Origin of the sequence: Dyella jejuensis, from assembly GCF_044904675.1 — a bacterium.
GTDB lineage: Bacteria > Pseudomonadota > Gammaproteobacteria > Xanthomonadales > Rhodanobacteraceae > Dyella_B > Dyella_B jejuensis.
On record NZ_JADIKJ010000062.1, the window covers coordinates 1 to 911 of the forward strand.

The following is a 911-nucleotide window of genomic DNA, read 5'->3' on the forward strand; positions in this document are numbered from 1 at the left end:
GCCGCCGTCACCCAGCTCAACCTCTACGTCAGCGGCGACCTGCTCAACCGCGACGCCCTGCTCTACAGCCTGGGCGACCTCACCCTCGCCGCCGATGCCGCCGGTACGCGCAGCGATTCGGTCACCAACCGCTCCGGCGATATCGAAGCCGGCGGCGATATCGTCATCGCCACGAACCAGTTCACCAACCAGCGGCGGGTGCTGAATACGGAAACCCACGTCCTCACCGCCGAGGAACAAGCCCACAACACCCAGACCACCACCGTCGCCATCACCGGCGCCACCGACACCGACCTCTATAACGACTGCGTCAGCCTCTACGTTCCCCATCAACGCGCCTGCCGCAACAACGGCGACCTCAACAACAACGACCCGCTGCAAGCAGATGGCTACCGCACCACCACCGACGTCATCACCGCCATCACCCGCCTGAGCGCCGCCAGCGCCGAAAGCCGCCTGCTGGCCGGCGGCAGCATCACGCTCCACGGTTCGGTGCTCAACGACACCTCGACGATCGCCGCCGGCAACGACCTGGTCATCAACGGCCAGGATGGCAACGCGGGCGGGGGCAGCGTCGGCACCGACACCGTGCAAAACATCGCCTTCACCCCCACCGCCACCGTGCAGACCACGGTGACCAAAGCGGTGTCGATGAAACACAAATCCGGCGATTTCGGCGGCAGCTGGCACGGCGATCCGGACCGTGTGTTCGAGCAGGCAGTCACCGACGCCACCCTTGCCGCCGGCAGCGTGCCCTTCCTCACCCTGGACCCCGGCGCCCGCCTCAGCGCCCGCATGAGTGCCGGCCACGCCCTCGACATCAGCGCCCAAGCCATCCGCAACACCGTGGTCGGTGCGGATGGCCAGCCTGTCGTGGGCGTGGGCTTAGGTCCCAACGCGGCCGGCGCGCC

At 67.8% G+C, this 911-nt stretch carries 1 pseudogene; it reads left to right on the forward strand.

The features are described from left to right. Positions 1-911, forward strand: a pseudogene (locus ISP15_RS18275) (hypothetical protein); the annotation flags it as partial.